Source organism: Streptomyces sp. NPDC001156 (assembly GCF_053598275.1).
This window is the reverse complement of record NZ_JBSFJX010000091.1, coordinates 15,234-32,869: the sequence shown is the minus strand read 5'-3', so window position 1 is coordinate 32,869 and position 17,636 is coordinate 15,234. Positions and strand designations below refer to the sequence as shown.

14 protein-coding genes are annotated in these 17,636 nt (G+C 70.9%); all 14 read left to right on the top strand.

Annotated features, from left to right (window positions below; genetic code table 11):
* The first annotated feature begins 2 nt into the window (after window positions 1-2).
* Entirely contained in the window at window positions 3-2,663 is a 2,661-nt protein-coding gene (locus tag ACWDA7_RS31880) for an ATP-binding protein (protein ID WP_450608617.1), read from the top strand.
* Window positions 2,660-3,013, top strand: coding sequence for a hypothetical protein (locus tag ACWDA7_RS31875; RefSeq protein ID WP_450608615.1), 354 nt, complete (start codon window positions 2,660-2,662; stop codon window positions 3,011-3,013). The genes ACWDA7_RS31880 and ACWDA7_RS31875 overlap by 4 nt, the downstream gene beginning before the upstream one ends.
* A 1-nt stretch (window position 3,014) precedes the next feature.
* Complete coding sequence (locus ACWDA7_RS31870; RefSeq protein WP_450608613.1) at window positions 3,015-5,765, top strand: hypothetical protein; 2,751 nt, start codon at window positions 3,015-3,017, stop codon at window positions 5,763-5,765.
* A gap of 35 nt (window positions 5,766-5,800) precedes the next feature.
* Window positions 5,801-6,913, top strand: a complete 1,113-nt coding sequence (locus tag ACWDA7_RS31865; protein WP_450608611.1) for a C40 family peptidase — start codon at window positions 5,801-5,803, stop codon at window positions 6,911-6,913.
* Window positions 6,910-7,548 (top strand): hypothetical protein, encoded by a 639-nt coding sequence (locus tag ACWDA7_RS31860; RefSeq protein WP_450608609.1) that lies wholly within the window; start codon window positions 6,910-6,912, stop codon window positions 7,546-7,548. Before ACWDA7_RS31865 ends, ACWDA7_RS31860 begins: the two co-directional genes overlap by 4 nt.
* Entirely contained in the window at window positions 7,524-10,151 is a 2,628-nt protein-coding gene (locus ACWDA7_RS31855; protein WP_450608607.1) for an ATP/GTP-binding protein, read from the top strand. Before ACWDA7_RS31860 ends, ACWDA7_RS31855 begins: the two co-directional genes overlap by 25 nt.
* Window positions 10,148-11,065, top strand: coding sequence for a replication-relaxation family protein (locus tag ACWDA7_RS31850; RefSeq protein ID WP_450608605.1), 918 nt, complete (start codon window positions 10,148-10,150; stop codon window positions 11,063-11,065). Before ACWDA7_RS31855 ends, ACWDA7_RS31850 begins: the two co-directional genes overlap by 4 nt.
* A gap of 436 nt (window positions 11,066-11,501) precedes the next feature.
* Entirely contained in the window at window positions 11,502-11,894 is a 393-nt protein-coding gene (locus ACWDA7_RS31845; protein WP_450608603.1) for a hypothetical protein, read from the top strand.
* A complete protein-coding gene (locus tag ACWDA7_RS31840) occupies window positions 11,852-12,745 on the top strand; it encodes an ATP/GTP-binding protein (protein ID WP_450608601.1) in 894 nt (297 codons plus the stop codon). The genes ACWDA7_RS31845 and ACWDA7_RS31840 overlap by 43 nt, the downstream gene beginning before the upstream one ends.
* Before the next feature lie 22 nt (window positions 12,746-12,767).
* On the top strand, window positions 12,768-13,475 hold the full coding sequence (locus tag ACWDA7_RS31835; protein ID WP_450608599.1) for an SAF domain-containing protein: 708 nt from the start codon (window positions 12,768-12,770) through the stop codon (window positions 13,473-13,475).
* Window positions 13,475-14,302: a hypothetical protein gene (locus tag ACWDA7_RS31830; RefSeq protein WP_450608597.1), complete on the top strand. Its 828-nt coding sequence runs from the start codon at window positions 13,475-13,477 to the stop codon at window positions 14,300-14,302. The genes ACWDA7_RS31835 and ACWDA7_RS31830 overlap by 1 nt, the downstream gene beginning before the upstream one ends.
* Window positions 14,292-15,779 (top strand): CpaF family protein, encoded by a 1,488-nt coding sequence (locus ACWDA7_RS31825; protein WP_450608595.1) that lies wholly within the window; start codon window positions 14,292-14,294, stop codon window positions 15,777-15,779. Before ACWDA7_RS31830 ends, ACWDA7_RS31825 begins: the two co-directional genes overlap by 11 nt.
* Window positions 15,776-16,726 carry a type II secretion system F family protein gene (locus tag ACWDA7_RS31820; protein WP_450608593.1) on the top strand — a complete coding sequence of 317 codons (951 nt, stop codon included), beginning with the start codon at window positions 15,776-15,778 and terminating at the stop codon, window positions 16,724-16,726. The genes ACWDA7_RS31825 and ACWDA7_RS31820 overlap by 4 nt, the downstream gene beginning before the upstream one ends.
* The gene (locus ACWDA7_RS31815) at window positions 16,723-17,607 is read left to right on the top strand and encodes a type II secretion system F family protein (protein WP_450608591.1); all 885 of its coding nucleotides are present in this window, start codon (window positions 16,723-16,725) and stop codon (window positions 17,605-17,607) included. The genes ACWDA7_RS31820 and ACWDA7_RS31815 overlap by 4 nt, the downstream gene beginning before the upstream one ends.
* The last annotated feature ends 29 nt before the right edge of the window (window positions 17,608-17,636 follow it).

The window sequence follows — 17,636 nt, the reverse complement described above, 5'->3', positions numbered from 1 at the left end:
ACCTGGTGTGGTCGACGCAGGGCAGCGTGTGGGCGATCTACCGCCTGCATCCGGGCCCTAACGCGCAGGGACGCCGCGAGGAGAGGGTCCAGGGCACCTACGTGCCCGCCGCGGTCCGCGACGAACAACTGGCAAAGATCACCCACTTGGTGCGCTCGCTGTCCGGGGCCCCGCGGCTGTTCGGGCTGTGCGCCCAGGTCGACCCGGGTGAGATCGCCCTGCGCATGATCGAGGGAATCGAGCCGGCCGAGCAGGCAGCCGGTGCGGGCCGGCACCCGTGGGTGGAGAACGTCGAGGCCACCCTGGATCTGCTGGACGAGCAGGAGATGCACTGCCGCACCCTGTGGCTGGCCGTGCCCCTGCAGACGGAGACCGCGGGCCTGCAGGTGTCGGCGTCTGTCGGTGCGGCGTGGGCCGAGGTCGCGCCGATGCTGGGCATGCGGCCGGCGCCGGTGGCCCGGCGCGAGGTGAGCGCCTACCGTGAGCAGGCCTCGCGGGTGGAGGCTGCGCTCGCCGGCGGGATCGCTTTCCGCCCCGCTCGTCCGGCGGAGATCGTGTGGATGATCCAGCACGCCCTCCACCGCGGCTTCGCCGAGCCCCTGCTCGCCGAAGCCGAGACCAGCGACCTGTACGGCGGGCAGATCCGTGGCGGTGTGCTGCGCTCCCCCAGCTACGCCGACCTCGGCCAGGTGCGTCTGCAGGAAGGCGGCATCGATCCCGACCTCGACGACGCAGGGGAACTCAAGAGCGCGGGAAGGATCACGCGGTCGGGCCGCACGGCCTGGTGGCGGTTGAAGGCTGGCTCGCCGCTGGGGCGGCGCTGGCTGCAGGTCGAGTCCGACGCCGGGGTGGGCTACCAGGCGCAGGTGGCGCTGGCCGAGTGCCCGCCCGCCATCAGCCAGGATGCCGCGGACCTGTTCGCCCAGCTGGAGATGCTCGACTTTCCCGTCGACTACACCGTCGACCTGACGCTCGTGCCCGCGGAGAAGGCCCGCGACCAGGTGCGGCGCAAGAAGAACGAACTGATCGACCAGGCCGACCAGTACGACGCCCGCCCGACCGGCATGCCCGCGTCCCTCACCGAGGCCGCTCGCGACCTGGGCGAGCTGGATGCCCGTCTCTCCCGCACCAGCGTGGAGGTCGAGGTGCAGTCCGTGACCGTGCTGACGGTGTGGGGGCCGACCGCCGCCGTCTGCGACGCCCGGGCCCGGGCTCTTGCCGCGCTGCTCGGCGGAGCCGACTACCGGGCGGTGCGCCCGGCCGGCCTGCAGGAGGCCCTGTTCACCCTGGGCCTGCCCGGCACCGTGCGGCCGGGCGTGGTGCGGGAGTTCACCCAGCACCAGGTCTCCGAAGACTGGGCGCTGGGTGGCGCCTTCACCGCTTCGGAGGTCGGCGACCCCAACGGCATGTTCCTCGGCATCGACCTGGACAGCGGCACGACCCGCCCCGTGATGATCAACGTGGCGGACGCGCCCAAGGTCGACGCCTCCGCGTCGATGGGGATCGTCGGGGATCTCGGCGCGGGCAAGAGCGTCCTGCAGAAGCTGATCGCGGAGGCGGTGTGGGCGCGCGGCGGCTGCACGATCTGCATCGACCGCACCCCCGTGCGCGAGTGGGCCACCTTCGCCCGCACCGCGGCCAAGGGCCGCGTCCAGATCATCGACGCCGCTCAGGCCGAGGTGTCCATCGATCCCTTGAGGATGTTCGACGGCCCCGACGGCCGCCACTACGCCCTGTCCTACCTCACCCTGCAGCTCGGCATCGGCCCGATGAGCACCAGCGGCGAGGTCCTCCACCATGCCGTGGAGCAGGCCGCCGCCGGTGACGCCCCGTCCATGCACCGCGTCCTTGAGGTCCTTCAGGAGATGGCCACGCGCGAGGCGGGCAAGCGGCAGGATGCGGCAGCGACCCTCGCCGGCCTCATCCGCATCGTCGCCACCAACTCCCTCGCGAGGATGGTCTTCGACCCGACGCTGCCGCCGGTGCGGCTGGACGCGTCCAGCGCCTTAGACATGATCGTGATCACCACGACAGGTCTGAAGCTGCCGCCGAAGGCCGCGTTCGACAAGCCCGAAGTCCTGCACCAGCAGCCGCTGGAGGCACTGATCGGCCGCGCGGTGCTGTACCTGATCGCCGCACTCGCCCGGCAGAGGGCGTTCGAGGACCCCGAGCGGTTCACCGCGGTCGTGCTGGACGAGCTGTACTGGCTGACCTCGTCCGCCGAAGGCACCGCCCTGGTCCACGAGATCCTCCACGACGGCCGCAAGCACGGCGCCGGCCTGTTGGCGGGCTCGCACGACGCCGAGGAACTCGGCCCCGACCGCGGACTGATGGCCTACCGCGCACTCGCCCGCACCACCGACCGCGAACGCGCCCGCCGCGGCCTGGAGTTCATCGGACTCGACCCGAACGACGGCGAGCTGCTGCGGCTGGTGACCACCGGCCTGTCCCCCGTCGGCCAGAAGGGCCGGGAGGGCGAGTTCCTGCTGACCTGCCCGCGGCAGAACACCGGCCGCATCAAGGTCTCCATCCCCCGCATTCCGCGCATCACCACCTCCGTCACTACGACGCCAGGACGCTGCACGAGCTCCGTCTCTCCCTCCGTGCCGGAGCCGCACTTCGGTGAGGCCGTTCAGACCCGTCCGAAGGAACACGTCCGATGACTACTTCTTCCTGGGACCGCTCGCGGCGCGTCGCCGCCGCAGCGAGTGTCCTCACCGTGATCGCCGTCGTGGTTGCCGCGGTCGTTCTCGCCCTCGGGGCGGGCGTGCCGGGCGCGTGGTGGCCGCACACCGGACGGGCCTTCGCCGCCGACACCCGCCCCGCAGACGATGATCCATGTGGCCTGATCGTCGGCCCGGCCAAGAAGTACTGCGAGCGCGGCGCCGCGAGCTCCGCCTCCGGCCGGCATGACGTGGCCGGTGGAGCGTGGAGGCTGCTGCCTGCCGGTGCAGGTGTGGGTGCTCTCGTGGTGTGGCGGCTGCGGTCCGCCGCTGGGCAAAGGCGGCGTTGACGTGTTCCGTCCAGACCGCGCGACTCTGCGTTCGGCCGGCTTCGTCGTGCTGATCACCGGCGTGTTCCTCATGGTGAACACCCAGGTCGTCTACGCGGCCGGCAGCAACAGCGACACTTCAGACCTGCTCGCCCCGCTGAACATCGACTCGTCCGAGGGCGTGCCGATCGACGGGTACGACCTGAGCGCTTCAGGCGGCTCCATCGTCGCCTTCAAGAGCCAGGCCCTGTCCTTCGCCCTGTCCGGGCTGTTCACGCTGATCCGGCTGCTGGTCGGGCTGGCCGGGTGGGCGATCGAGGTGGCCTTCCGGTTCCCGCTGCTCAAGCTCCTCACCCGCCCGGCGCAGAAGGTCGCCGACACCTACAACCATGTGGTCGTCGACTCGCTCGGGATCAAGGGGCTGCTGCTGGCTTGGGCGTTCGTGTTCGCCTCCTTCATGATCGTGCGCGGGCGGGTCGGCCGCGGCCTGGGCGAAATCTTCCTCACCCTGCTCATCGGGGCGATCGCCGCCTCGGCTCTCATCCGTCCCGACACCCTGCTCGGCCCGGACGGGCCGCTGGGGCAGTCCCAGCAGGTGGCTGCCGAGGTCGCCCGGCAGAGCGTCAACTCCTACGACTGGGGCGGCAAGATCGCCAGCTATGACCCGTGCGCGGGCATGGCCGGCAACGCCGAGATCAAGTGCGAGGAGCAGGAAGGCGAAGGACCGGTCTCCGCAACAGAGGTGGCCCGGCCCATCCAGGATTCGATCACCAACGCCCTGATCGTCAAGCCGTACATGCTCCTTCAGTACGGGCGCATCCTCGACCCCGCCAAGAGGGCCGACCGCAAGGCCTACGCCGTCCATCTGAAGTGGGTCACCGGCGGGTACCTGCCCAGCTCGGCCCCGTCGGACAAGGCGAAGGATGCCTGCAGCCTGGTCCACGGGCCGGGCAAGAAGTACTGCGAACGCGACGTCGACGGCACGCCGAGCGGCAGCGACGATCTCCCGGAGTTCACGCCCGGGGGCGAACTCCTCGATGCCTCGAACGCGATCGTCACCGACGAGGACCGGGCGTTCGCTGCGTTCCTCGTCGACCTGAAGAAGGCCGGCCCGGTCGGCACGTCGTGTGCCGCCTACGCGGAAAAGCCCACCTGGTGGCGGCTCGGCGGTGCGTTCCTGCTGCTGATCGCCGCACTGTTCCTCTGCGGCATGCTGCTGTCCAGCGCGATCGTTCTGCTGGGCACCCAGGGCGTGTGCGCGGCAGCCGCGGCCGTCGGCGGCGTCACCTTCGTCGCGGGCATGCTGCCCGGTCCCGCACGCCAGAGCGTGTGGAAGTGGCTGTCCCTGTGGGGCATCGCGGTCCTGGCCGTGGTCGGGATCTGCGCGTTCATTCCCTTCTTCGGGATCGCTATCGACGCCACCATCACCAACGGCCCCCAGTTGATGGTCGAGCGGATCCTGCTCATCGACGTCCTCGCCATCGCCGGAGCGGCCGGACACCGCCGCCTGCTGACGTCCATCACCTCCTTCGGCCGGCGCATGGCCATGCGCATGCGCTACGCCAAGGTCGGTGGCACCCACCTGCCTGGCGACACCTCCGAGCTTGGTGCTGCGCTCGCCATGAACTCCCCCGCCGTGATGGGCGGATACGGTGCAGGGCTGCGTGCCTTCATGGGTGGAGGTGGTGGCAGGTTCGGGATGCTCGGCACCCGGCATCGGCTGATGGGTGCTCTCAGCTCGCTGTTCGACGGCGTGGGCATGCCGGTGGACACCGGCAGAATCCTCGCCGATGCCACCGCGGAGGCCGGACGCGGTCTGGCCCCGTTGACCGCGGCCGCCGTTGTGGGCGGCCTGGGCGCCCGGCTCGGCGTCAAGGGAGCTGGCTGGCTGCTGATCGGCCGCCGACCGGACCAGGAGCAGCTGGCCACGTGGCGCAAGCCCACCGCCGACGGCGACCCGGGCACGGGCGGCCCGTCGGACGGCGGGGACGACGGGGAGGGTGGTTCAGGCGGCATGGGGCCGCGCCGGCCCTCCGGCCCGCCCGACCGGTACCGCAACGAACAGGGCCAGGTCGTCGACCGCAACACCGGCCAGGTGCTGCACGACCAGAACACCGACCGCACACTGCTGTCGACCCGGGCCCACAACCGGCTGGTCCGCTTCCGCGGGTACCGCATCCTGGGCCGGGGCGGCCGGGCCGCGTACGGGGCGACCGTCGGTCTGCCGGCCAATGTGCGCCGCGCGCGGTCGGGGAGCTCGCGCTACTCCCAGGACGCCCGCCAGCAGGTGCGGGTATGGGGCAACACCGTCCGCGAGGACGGCCGGGCCTGGGGAGACACGGGGCGTCACGTGGCCCGCGTCCTGCGGGAGAACACCGACGACAGCGGCGGACCCGCTCCGTTCGCCAGCCGCCGCCTGCCGACCACAACCACACCGGCCGCCACCCCCCGCCCGGCAACGGCTGCGCGGCCCGCACCGTCCGGCCGTCCTTCGGGCCGTCCGGCCCCTGCCCCCGCGCGGCCCACTCCCTCGGCGGGCGGTCCCGCGGCGACTCCGCCCCCGGCACCGCCCCCGCGCCGCGACGGCCCTGCGCCGCGGCCTCGGCCCGATCTCGACAGGCCCGTTCTTCCCGGGGGCGGGAGCGCCCGCAACCGGGCGCGCGACGAAGCGCGAGCCCGGATGCAGGAGCTGATCCGGCGGACCGCGCCCGAGGCCGAACGCCTGCGCCAGGAGCGTGCCCAGCGGCGGGACGAGGACGGGGAGGACGAGTGAGGCCGCCGGAACGCCGCGTCCGGCGGTGGGGATGCATGGTGGCGCTGCTGATGTTCGCCGCCGTGTGCTGCGCCGCGCCGGTCGGGAACGCGATCAGCGCGTACGTCGCGCTGAAGACGGGTGCACAGGACGACGGCGGGATCGCCGAGGGCGGCAGCGCCGCCGACATCCCGGCCCGGATGCTGACCGCCTACAAGAAGGCCGCCTCGCAGGTCGGGAAGTACGCGCCGAAGTGCCGGGGCATGCGCTGGCCGATCCTCGCCGGGATCGCCAAGGTCGAATCCAACCACGCCGTCGGCCGCAACATCGCCGCAGGCGGCGACATCCGCCCGAAGATCTACGGGGTGCTCCTGGGCGGCTCGGGGGCCGGCGGCAACACCACCGTCTTCCCCGACACCGACGGCGGCAAGTGGGACGGCACCGCGAACGGGGAGCGCGCCGTCGGACCCTTCCAGTTCCTGCCCTCCACCTGGGAGTCGATCGGCAAGGACGCAGGCGGCGACAAGATCGCCGACCCGCACAACGCCGACGACGCCTCCCTCGGCGCCGCGATCTACCTGTGCGGAGGCGGCCGTGACCTGACGCAGCGGTCGCAGTTAAAGGCCGCGATCTGGCAGTACAACCACTCACGCGAGTACGTCTCCAACGTGCTGGGATGGATCGACCAGTACACGGCCGCTGCCAAGGACCCGGACCTGAAGAACGTCTCCGGGAAGGTCCGCACCGTGCTCGAGGCGGCGCTGTCCCAGCGCGGTGTGCCCTACTCGTGGGGCGGCGGCAACGAGCAGGGCCCGTCGTACGGGATCTGCTGCTCGCCAGGCGGTTCGAGCGGCGCGAGCATCAAGGGCTTCGACTGCTCCGGGCTGACCCTGTACGCGTACGCCAAGGTTGGCGTCAGCCTGCCGCGCACCGCGGCCGCGCAAGCCGGTGTCGGCCAGCGGATCCCCGCCGGCCTCGGCACCGGTGCCCTCAAGCCGGGCGACATCGTCTTCTACGGCTACGCCCCAGGACGCGATTCCACGATCTATCACGTCGGCATTTACACCGGCGGCGGTCAAATGATCAACGCCGCCCGCCCGGGTACCGTCATCCGGCTGGACTCGGTCAACGCAATGTCCGGCTACGCGGGAGGAGCCCGCCTCCTGTGACCACGTCATCGCCGCGTTCACCGCGCCTGCTGCTGATCACCAGCGTGCTGCTGACGTGTTCCGGCATCCTTTTGCTGGCCCTGCCGCACGACCCGAAGTCTCCCGCCGCCCGGCCGCCCGCCGTCGCCCCAGGGCGCCCGCCTGCGGCCATCGCCCCTACCGGACACCCGTCGACGGCTGGCAGGCCCGCGGTCACGGCGCCGGCCGGTACGCCGGCGTCCTCGCCTTCCGTAGCGGTGCTGCCGCCGCACGGCGACGGCACCGCAGGCGACCGGGCGATCCAAGATGCCCTCGAGGCCGCATGGCCCGCGGATCTGCCCGCAGGCGAGGCACGGCGCCTGCTCGCCGCGGGCCGCGCTCTGCTGCGCGCGGACGCCACCGGTATCGGCCGTGCCAGGTGGCCCACCGTCTTCCACGACCAGCAGCAGGCGGTGGCGCCGGCCTTCACCCGGTTCCGGATCCAGGCGGCGATCGCCCGCCGCGGCCACAGCCCCGGCCAGGCGGTGGTGCATCTGGTGTGGGCGGGCGCAGACCGCGGCGGCACGTATACCGACGGTCGCATCACCGACTGGCACTTCACCCGCACCCGCTCCAGAAAGGGGGGATCCGCATGGACGCTGCAGCCCCGTACCTAACCTGGGCAGCGACGACCGGCTCCGTGCCAGTCCTCGGCCCCATCACCCGTACCGCTCAGATCGCCGGTTGGCTGGCAGGCCACTGGTACCTCCTCGCCGTGGCCGTGGCCGCCGCCTGGGGCGCGGGCGAAGCCGCCATGCGCTACCTGGCCAGGCGGGCCTCGGCCCAGCGGATGGCCCTCGAGCTCGTGCCCGACCGGCACTTCGACCCGAGCCTGGAGGAGATCTTCCGGCGCGGGGTGCAACTCGCCCGGGCCTCCACCAGCATGCCGTGGTGGGCGCCGCGCCGATCGAAGGCGGTGCAGATCCGGCTGCGGGCGGACGGCACCACGCCGCTGCGCTACCGCATCGAAGGCCCGGCCGGCGGCGAACGCCTGTTGTCCATCACCCCCTTCGGGCCGCACGTGGCCGTGCGCCGGGCGCGGCCGATCGTGGACAAGGCGCGCGAGCATGTGGTGCGCGCTGAATTCCTCCTGCGGGGCCGGCCCACGGCCCCGCTGCGGGAGGTGCCGCTTACTCCCGACCCGCTGCAGCCGCTGGTCGACGCCGTCTGCGACCTGCGCGCCGAGCTCGGGGACCTGGCCGAGGTCCGCCTGGACATCCAGCGCGCCCCCAAATGGGCCCTGCGCGCCCGCCGTCTGCAGCTGATGACCGCCGCCCGCCGCGCCGAACAGAAGGAAGCCCAGCGTGCCGCCCGCTGGATACGGCGGGACGCCGCCGGCATCGAGGACTCGCTGGCCTGGCAGCTGCAGCAGCTCCTGCACGGCACCGACCGGCCGGCCGCGGGGCGGCGGCTGGTCATGCCGCCCATCCCGCGGCGGGTGGATCCGGCGGAGGCGTTGGGCAAGCTCGCCGAGGACGACCATCTCGTGCGCGTCCAGCTGCTGGTGATGTGCGCCTCCCATATCGAAGGCCGCGCCGAGGCCCGCCTCGCCCAACTCCAGGCCGCTTTGGATGTGTTCGGTGGCCGCTCGAGGTGGGCCATGCGCGGGGTGCACGTCGGCCCGTGGCGCCTGGGCGCCGACCGCTGGCCCAGCCGCCGCGGCTTCGAACGCCGCTGGACGCTGGGGCACTGCCAGCCGCCGCGGGCGAACTGGGTCCGCCTGGAAGAACTGACCGGCCTGCTCAAGCCGCCCACCGTCCACTGCCGGCTGCCGCTACTCGCCGACTCCCTACCGACGTTCACCTTCGGCGACCCAGACCTGCTGCTGCAGGGCATCTACCGAAGCCCGGACGGACGCAGAAGGCTGGTCGCCACCTACGCCAAAGAAACCTTGTTCGAATGCGCCATCGGGCGTGCGGGCGGGGGAAAGACCGAACGCGCCCTGGCCCAGGCGATCGGCTGGGCGCATGCCGGGGGCGGACTGATGTTCCTGGACCCGCACCGCGACTCCTGGCCGCGCGCCGCACCCTTCCTGGCCCACGACCCCCTCATGCAGCGCATCGCGCTGATCGACCTCAACACCACCGGCCCAACGCCCCTGTTGAGTTCCTGGAACCCGCTGGCCATGCAGCACGGACCGGCGGCGCACGACGTCATCGAGGCGGTCACCGACGCCTTCGCCTCCGTACTCGGCTGGGACGACGCATCAGCCCCCCGAGCGATCACCATCCTCACCGCCTGCCTGACCGTCCTGGTCACCGTCAACCAGGCCGCCTGCCACGCCGGCCGCCCCCGCGACCAGGCCACCCTCTTCCACGTGCGCGCGCTCCTGGGCGACCCCACCTTCCGCACCGCCGCGCTCGCCGCCGTGTCCGACCGGCTCAGCGAGGAGATACGCGCGTGGTGGCAGACCGTCTTCCCCACCTTCCCCCCGGACGCATTCGCCGTCGTCCTCAACCCCCTCGCCCGCCTGGCCGCCCACCCCGTCACCCGCGCCTTCCTCGGCCAGCCCATCGGCATCTACAACAGCCGCGCCGCCATGGACAGCGGCCTGGTCGTATGGGTCTGCCCGGCCGGCAACGGCCCCACCGACCGCCTGCTGACCGCCCTGCTCGCCCGGGACCTGCTGCGCGCCGTGCGCTCCCGCCGCGACACCCCCGAACACCACCGCAGGCCCTTCCGCCTGTACTTCGACGAACTGATCACCCTCACCGGAGCCGCCCCCGACACCATCGCCTCCATGTTCGAGGACTTCCGCAAATACAAGGTCACCGTGCACGGCATGACCCAGCTCCTGGCCCGTCTGCCCGCCCCGGTCCGCATGTCGCTCACCCAGAACGCCTCCACCCTCGCCTCAACGGCCGGCTCCACCACCGCCATCGCACCCATCACCGCCGAATGGGGCGACACACCCAGCCCAGGCGAGGTCGCGGCCCTGGACCGCTACGAGCACTACATGACCCTCACCGTCCACGGCCGCCGCATCGGCCCCGTACGGATCACCGGCCCGCACCTGGACGACGTCTTCGCCGACCACGCCCGACCCCGCGACACCGCACGCCTCGAGCACACCGCACGCACCACAGCCGGAGCACAACCCCTCGACCAGCTCACCGCACAGGCCGCCGCCCAACTGGGCCGCGTCAGCCACTTCCTCGCCCAACACGCCCCCGCCCGCACCCCAGCCGTATCACTGAACAAGAGCAAGGGATACGAATGACACTGACGCCTGCCACCGAGCCCGTGTACGCCGGGCACACGCCGCGTCCGATCGAGCGGCTGCCCCACCAGCTCCTGGCCGCGCTCGCCCAGCACCGCATGGCCACCACCAGCCAACTCCACGCCCTGCTACGGCCCGACGCCACCCGACAGAGCGTCTCCGCCCCGCTGAACAAACTGCGCCGCCACCACTTGGTCGACTACACGGTGCTGCCCCAGTCCAACCGCACCCGCGCCTGGTACCTCACCGGCGAAGGCGCCCGACTGGCCCGCGACTTCCCCGAGATGCGGGGCCGACCCCCCTACCCGGTCACCACCGCCACCGCCGCCTCCCTGAAGACGCCGCACACCCTCACCACGGTCCGCGCCCACCTCGCATTCGTCGCCGACGCCCGCCGCCGCGGCGACGAACACGGCCCCCTCGACTGGACACCCGAGGTCGCCCACCCCCTCAGCGACGGCGAGAAACTCATCGCGGACGCCGTCCTGCACTACACCCTCATCCGCGCCGGCCAGCGCACGAAACTGAGGGCCTTCATCGAAGTCGACCGGGCCACCATGGGCAGCGAGCGCCTCGCCACCAAGCTGATCGAATACGCCCGGCTGTGGGCCTATGAACCCCAACCCGCCGGCCGCCAGCGCCCCCGGCAACCATCCGGCGCCGCCTGGCTGCGTTGGTACCCCCTCTTCCCCCGGGTCCTGTTCATCCTCACCGGAGCTTCCCGGCCCGCCCTTGCCCACCGGATCAGCGATCTGCAGGCCATGGCCGCCCAGCACCCGCTCGTCGCCGCCCTCGCCCGTGATGTCCCCCTCGGCGCCGCCATCCTCGAAGACCTCGAACACCACGGACCCGCCGCAGACGTGTGGACGCCGCTCGCCGGAGGCGAGGACCAGTGCCCGTGGTACGCCCTCTAAGTTGAACGTTTACCTAAGCAAAGAGGATCTGTGGCCGAGTTTGAGCCAAGTTACCCACGTGACGCCGAAGTTCGGTCAAATTCGATCAGGCATATGCGTAGCCTTCCACTAACGCAAACGCAGGACCACAGCCACACCAGCCGCGAATCCCGGTTGCCGCGCGCCTGCAACCCAAGTGAGCGGCCGTACTGCACGGGATCGCCCACGGGGAGGCAACGTGACCCGAACACCACACCGTTCAGCGAGGTCTACTCGCGTTCGCATCCGAAAGCACTGGCCCGCCACAGCGGCCGTGGGACTGTGCGCCGCCCTAACTCTTTCCGCGTGCAGCACGTCGGACAAGCACGCTGTTTCCCCGTCAGCGGTACCCAACGCCCCCAACCCAGCGTCATCGTCAGCCAGCGCTGATCCACAGGCGGCAGAGAAGGCAGCTGCCTTGGACGCCTACAAGTACTTCTGGGAGGAACAGGTCAAGGCCTACGCCAAGGCGGACTCGGCCGGAACCGACTTGGGACAGTACGCGACAGCGCTAGCGCTGTCGCGTACGGAGACCGATTTGAAGAGCCTGCGGTCCAAAGGCATCGTCACGACTGGGGCACCGAGCCACAACACCACGGTCGACAGCTTCGAGCCAGAGAAGAAGGTTCCCTACGCGAAGCTGCGGGACTGCCTGGACAGCACCAACTGGAAGTTCGTCTACCGCAAGTCCGGCAAGGCCGTGGAGATGCCCGAGAACCGGCTCGTGCGCTACCTCGTAGAAATTGAGGCGGAGAAGTGGGGGAAGCAGTGGAAGATCGTGACGGTCACGCCCCAACAGCGCGCCTGCTGACACATGCTGGCTTTGGCGTGGCTACTACGGTGACCGCATTGCTCGCATGGCCAGTGCACGTCTTCGCCGAATCGCCCGGGAGCGGAGACTGCAGCGCAGCGGGCATGTACGTGGTCTGCGAAGCCGACGCCGACTCGACCACGCCAGGGTCCAGCGCCACACCTGACGGGTCACGCGGCGGACGGTCCGACAGCAAACCCGTATGCACGGTCAAGAAGATGGAGCCGCAGCCACCCGAAGGTGACATCTTCTGGGAGGGGCAGTCCTCCAAGGGGAAGGCGGTATACGAGCGGACCTGCCAAAACGGACCAGGCGGAACCCCCATCAACTCAACTTTCGTCGCAGACGACGGTGGCAACGCTCCCGCCGTTGATCCCGCTGTCGTGGCAGAGCAGGCTATCGGCAAGATGAAACTCGCCGGTCCGGACATCGCAAGTCCCCGTGCAGCCGGTCAGTACATCGTGGGTGTGCCGATGTGGATGTGGGTGGACCAGAGCCCGACTACGTACGGTCCGAACTCGGCGAGTGCTACGGCGGGCGGTGTGACGGTCACCGCAACGGCGAAGGTATCGAAGATCGTCTGGAGGATGGGCGACGACTCGATCGTGATCTGTCATGGACCTGGCGAAAAGTATGCGACGGCTTACGGACAGCAGGAGTCGCCGACGTGTGGCCACACCTACACGGCCACGTCGGCCTCTCAGCCGGCCGGCACGTACACCGTGACCGCGACGTCGACGTGGACGGTCGACTGGCAGGTCGCCGGCGGCGGTGGAGCAACCGGCCGGCTCCTCGAGTCTCGGCAGTCCCAGATGCAGGTGGCGATCGGTGAACTGCAGGTCGTGCGGTGACGGCCGCCGGAAGGAACCCACGGTGAGCAAGACGAAAGAACGCGCAAGTGCAGCCGGCGCACACGGCATCCCCCCGCGGGGGCAGGTGGCCGGTCCGGTGGCGCCGCCTCGCGTCTCGGCCCGCAGGCGTCGGCCCGGGGTGATCGCCCTGTCGCTGGCGTTGATCGCCGCCGGGGGCGCGGGTGTTGCGGTCCTTGTGCTGCAGGTCGGCCACCGGACCCAGGTGGTGACCGTGGTCCGCGAGGTGCAGGTCGGTCAGGTGCTGACCGAACGGGATCTGGGCAGGGCGTCCGTCGCCTTGGACCCGGCGGTCAAGGCCGTGCGCGCCGACGATCTCGACTCGGTGGTGGGCAAGCGGGCTGCGGTGGAGCTCAAGCCCGGCTCCCTGCTCGCCCCCTCGCAGGTGACGAAGGACTCGCTGGTGCGGGCCGGCGAGCAGTTGGTGCCGATCGGCTTGGAGCCCAAGCAGATCCCGGCCACCGCTCTGGTACCGGGCCAGAAGGTAGAGCTGGTGCACGTCCCGGCCCAGGGCACCACCGACACGGGCAAGACGTCCGACGAGGTGCCGCAGACCATCGACGGCCGGGTGGTGAAGGCGTCCGGCGCCGCCCCCGGTACGGGGATCGTGGTCGTCGACGTTGCCACCTCCGCCGCCGACGGTCCCACGGCCGCCGCATGGGAGTCCGCCGGCACCCTTCGCCTGGTCCTTGCTGCCCCGGACGGTAACTGATGGCTGTGATCGCGCTCGCAGGCTGCAGCGGTGCGCCCGGCGTGACCACGAGCGCGCTGGCCCTGCTGCTGTCGTGGCCTCTGGAGGCGAGCCGGCGGATGATCCTGGCCGAGTGCGACCCGGACGGCGGGGCCGTGCTGCACGGGCTGCTGCAGGCCTCGCTCGGCGACCGGTACGGGCTGCGCAACCTGTCGGTCGCTGCCCGCAAAGGCGAGTTCAGCGATGCTTTCTGGCGGCAGCTGATCGACCTGAGCAGTGAGGACGGCACGCGGGAGTCACCGCGCGACCGGCTGCTGCTGCCGGGCATCACCGACCCCGCGCAGGCGGCGAGCCTCGGCTCGGTATGGAAGGTCCTCGCGCAGATGTTCCGCGGCATCGAGGCCGAGAGCGGACACGACGTCCTGATCGATCTCGGCCGCCGTGGAGCGTATGGGCCTTCCGGGGTCCTGGCCGAGCAGGCTGACGCCACTTTCGTGGTGGTGCGCAACACCCTGCGCTGCCTGCAGGCGGCCGAGGGCCGGGTGCGCGCGCTGGAGGAGAGCGTCGGTGACGTCAGCGTGCTGCTGATCAGCGAGGGTCCGTATCCCGCGGGCGAGGTGCAGCGCGTCCTGCAGGTGCCGGTGATCGCCACTTTGCCGTACGCGCCGGACGACGCCCGCGTGCTGTCCGACGGCGCCGAACAGCCCCGCCGGTTCACCAAGTCGCCGCTGATGAAGGCCGCCCGCACAGGCAGCACGCTGCTTCTCCAGCGGGCCGCCATGCGCCGGGCCCGCCTCGATCCACGCGGCCTGGGCATGGCGGGCGGGGAGGTGACCCATGCACGCTAGGCCCCTGCACCCGAACCCGATCGTGGCCCCACTGCCCCAGGAGCGGGCGCAGCAGGCCAACGGCGCACCCTCACCTGCCGGTGCTGCCTCGAATACACGGGTGCTCGGCACGGCGGCTCCCCAGATCACCGTCGACTACCGGGTAGCCCGGGAGATCGCGTCGCAGGTCGCCAAGCAGCGCGAGGAACTGCTTAAGACCAAGTCCGGCATGGACCGGGCCGGCGAGGAGCAGCGCTGCCTGAACTGGATCGCCGAGGCTGTCGCGCTGTGGTCGGACGCCCAGGCGATGACGCCGCAGGAAGACGAGGCGCTGCGACGCGGCGTGTACGACCTGCTGTTCCGAGCCGGCCGGTTGCAGCCGTATCTGGACGACGACCGGGTCGAGGACATCATCATCCAAGGCCCGCACGAGGTGTGGCTGGACTACGGCGACGGTCAGCGCCGTCGAGTCGGCCCGATCGCCGAGTCCGAGGAGGAACTGCTGGAGCTGCTACGGGAGTTGGCCCGGGGTTCCGGGCACAGCGAGCGCACCATCTCCACCGCGAACCCGACCCTCGCCCTGTCCCTGCAGGACGGCTCCCGCCTTCAGGCCATCACCGGGCTCGGCCCGATGACGTATGCGGTCATCCGCCGGCACCGGGTATCCCACTCCGATCTCGACGACCTGGTACGGCTGGGCACCATCGACCCGATCCTGCGCGAGTTCCTCGGTGCTGCTGTGCGCGCCGAGAAGAACATCATGATCGCGGGGAAGCAGAAGGCCGGGAAGACCACACTGATGCGGGCGATGCTCAAGGAGTTCGACCCGGAGTGCCGCTTCGCCACCATCCAGACCGAGGACGAGCTGTTCTGCCACGCCAACGGCTACCACCGGCAGGTCGTCTCCCTGGTGGGCCGCGAGTCCAACGGGGAGAAGGACGTCACCGGCCGCGGCGCCGGAGAAGTCACGCTCCTGGACTTGATGCATCCCGCGCTGCGGATGTCGCTGGAGCGGATCGTGGTCGGCGAGGTCCGCGGCCCCGAAGTCGTCGCCATGATGCAGGCGTTGACCAACGGCTCGGGCGGCAACCTGTGCACGATCCACGCCCGCAGGCCCGACATCATCTTCGACCGGATCGCCGAGCTGTACGCGCTCGCCCAGGAGAACCTCTCCGAGCAGCTCGCCTACCGGCAGACCGCCAACGGTTTGGATTTCGTGGTGTTCGTCGACATGACGGACGAGACGCAGATCGGCGGTCGCCGCCACCGCTACGTCTCCCACGTCCTGGAACTGACCGGGATCGGAGAGAATGGCCGGCCCGCCACCAATGAGGTGTTCTCCCCCGGCAGCGAGTGGGGGGAGCTGCGGGCGGTGCCGAGGATGGATCCTGCCTGCATCGACGACCTGCGCCGCGTCGGCTTCGACTCCGCTCTGCTGCAACAGCCCTACGGGGCCTGGCCGACGCCGCTGCCGTTGAAGGTGGGGGTGAGCCGATGATTCTGCTTTTCGGGCTGCTCAGCGGCATGGCCGTCGTCGGCGGATTGATCGGTGTCGTCGCGGGTTTCGTGGGCACCACGGCGCCCCGCCGGGCCCCGCTGCGCCAGCGTTGGCAGGCCCTGTGCGCCGGGCAGAATCAGACCGCGGCCTCCCGGCCGAGGCGGCGGACCCTCGCGGTCGCGGCCGTCGTCGTCTTCGTGGCCGTGTGGCTGGCCTCGGGGAACTTCGTCGGCGGTGCACTGCTGGGCGCGGCCGTCATCGGCGTGCCCTGGCTGATCACCCCGGCGCAGATGGCGCAGGAACGCATCGGCCAGCTGGAGGGCTTAAGCGAGTGGACACAGCGGCTGGCCGGCTTGCTACGGCTGGGCATGGGCCTGGAACAGGCGATGATCACCAGCCGTCAGGGAGCACCGGACGAACTCGCCCCGCAGATCATCAACCTGTCCGACCGGCTGCGGCTGGGCTGGCAGCCACAGGGGGCACTGCGCGCGTTCGCCGATGAACTGGACGATGTCACCTCGGACAAGGTGGTCGCCGCGCTCATCCTGTCCGCGGGCGACCGCGGCCCGGGACTGGCCCAGGCGTTGGAGGACCTGGCGGGCACCGTCCGCGAGGAGGTCGCCAAGAAACGCGCCATCGAGGCGGACCGAGCGAAGCCGCGCACCACCGTGCGATGGATGACCATCATCACCGTGGGTGTCGTGGTGGCCGGGTTCTTCGTCCCGTCCTACACCAAGCCCTACGCCACGCTGCTGGGACAACTCGTGCTCGCCTTCCTGACGGCCGGGTTCATCGGGGTGCTCGCCCTGATGCGGCAGTTGGGTTCCTTCCGCCGCATCCCGCGCTTTCTGGTCACCGACCCGACCAGCACCGTCCGGCTGCCCACACCCGCGCCGGAGCCGGACCTGCCGATCACCGCCCGGGAGCCGGAAGGAGCCACCACATGAACCTGATCCCCGTTGTACTGACCGGCGGCACGATCGGCGCCGGCCTCGCGCTGCTCATCCGGGAACTCCTGCAGCCGCAGCCCGCGTTGGGGCCAGCCCTCAAGCGCAGTGCCCCGGCCACCTTGACGATGCCCGAACCGGAACTGGACCGCGAGGAGGTGTGGGGCCGGTGGCTGCTGGCCCGCCTCGAACGGCTTCCGGGCGTACGGGTTCCGGCGAAGAACTTGGCGCTGCTCGGGCAGGGGCCGGGCCAGTTCATGCTCAAGAAGACCGCGCTCGCCGCGCTCGGCCTGCTCTGCCCGATGATCGCGACGATTCCGTGGATCATCACGGGCGTTTCCCTGCCGTTCTACGTGCCCGCCAGCGTCGGACTCCTCGTCGCAGGTCTGCTGTTCATCACTCCCGATCTCGCCGTGCGGGACCAGGCCAAGCGGGCACGGGAGGAGTTCACGCACGCCCTGTCCGCCTACCTCGACCTGGTTGCCCTCAAGCGGGCCGCCGACGCCGGCCCTGCCGAGGCCCTGGAGAAAGCCGCCGAGGTCGGCGAGGGCTGGCCCTTCCTCTATCTGCAAGGCGCCCTGCGGCGCGCCCGACTGGAGAAGATCCCGCCGTATCAAGCACTCACGGAACTCGCCCACGAGTACGACCTGCCCGTCCTGGACGACGTCGCCGACATCATGCGCGGCAGCGCCACCGACGGCGCCGCCGTCTACAAGGCACTGCGGGCCCGCACCGCGGCGCTCAACGCCGAACTGCTGGCCGACCAGGCCGCCGAGGCGAACACGGCCAGCGAAAAGATGACCGCGCCGGGCGCCCTGCTCGCGGTGCTGGTGATGCTGCTGATGGCGTTCCCCGCGGTGATCCGCATGCTCACTGTCTGACCGTCTCATCGTGCTCAACTCTCTGGAGG

Excerpts from the sequence above, each read along its gene's own strand:
- ACWDA7_RS31875 (WP_450608615.1), top strand. The coding sequence starts at position 2,660 with ATGACTACTTCTTCCTGGGACCGCTCGCGGCGCGTCGCCGCCGCAGCG.
- ACWDA7_RS31865 (WP_450608611.1), top strand. The coding sequence starts at position 5,801 with ATGGTGGCGCTGCTGATGTTCGCCGCCGTGTGCTGCGCCGCGCCGGTC.
- ACWDA7_RS31855 (WP_450608607.1), top strand. The coding sequence starts at position 7,524 with ATGGACGCTGCAGCCCCGTACCTAACCTGGGCAGCGACGACCGGCTCC.
- ACWDA7_RS31850 (WP_450608605.1), top strand. The coding sequence starts at position 10,148 with ATGACACTGACGCCTGCCACCGAGCCCGTGTACGCCGGGCACACGCCG.
- ACWDA7_RS31830 (WP_450608597.1), top strand. The coding sequence starts at position 13,475 with ATGGCTGTGATCGCGCTCGCAGGCTGCAGCGGTGCGCCCGGCGTGACC.
- ACWDA7_RS31825 (WP_450608595.1), top strand. The coding sequence starts at position 14,292 with ATGCACGCTAGGCCCCTGCACCCGAACCCGATCGTGGCCCCACTGCCC.
- ACWDA7_RS31820 (WP_450608593.1), top strand. The coding sequence starts at position 15,776 with ATGATTCTGCTTTTCGGGCTGCTCAGCGGCATGGCCGTCGTCGGCGGA.
- ACWDA7_RS31815 (WP_450608591.1), top strand. The coding sequence starts at position 16,723 with ATGAACCTGATCCCCGTTGTACTGACCGGCGGCACGATCGGCGCCGGC.